Source organism: Buchnera aphidicola (Pemphigus obesinymphae) (assembly GCF_026122815.1).
Lineage (GTDB): Bacteria > Pseudomonadota > Gammaproteobacteria > Enterobacterales > Enterobacteriaceae > Buchnera_C > Buchnera_C aphidicola_BJ.
Genome location: NZ_JAIWQW010000068.1, coordinates 1 through 568, shown reverse-complemented (window position 1 = coordinate 568; position 568 = coordinate 1). Strand labels below are relative to the sequence as shown.

The following is a 568-nucleotide window of genomic DNA, read 5'->3' as shown; positions in this document are numbered from 1 at the left end:
AATACAAATGGAAATTCTAATCCTTTAGATGCGTGTAATGTCATTAAACGTATTGTATTTATATCTGTATTTTCTTCTTTTTTATCAACAATGTCACGAAGTATGAATTTTGCTACTATTTCAAATAAATTTAATGGTTTTTCGATCGCGTTTCCTGTTAACATTTGTTTAATCCATTTTACTAATGTATCCACATTTTTAATTTTAAAATTATTTGTTTTTAAATCTGTTGAATTATTTTTTAACCATTCTTTATAATTTATATCAATAATAATTTTATCTAGAATAGATAATGAATCTTGGTCTATCATGTCTATGATTTTTTTTATCCAAACAGTAAATTTTTGTAAATTTTTAAAAGTATTTTTTTTAAATATTTTTTTTATTTCGATATCAGAAATAGAACAAAAGAGACTTTTTTTGTTTTCTTTCGCGAATTGAATTAATTTTTTTAACGTAATTGAACCTATTTTCCGAGGAGGAGTATTGATGATGGTTAAAAAGGCATTATCGTCATTAGGATTAATAATAAAACGTAAATATGCAATTAAGTTTTTTATTTCTGGAC

The 568-nt window shown here is 22.5% G+C and carries 1 protein-coding gene; it reads right to left on the bottom strand.

Annotated features, from left to right (window positions below; all coding sequences use genetic code 11):
* On the bottom strand, positions 1–568 hold a 568-nt coding region (locus LDP10_RS03125), incomplete at both ends, for a 3'-5' exonuclease (RefSeq protein WP_321160503.1).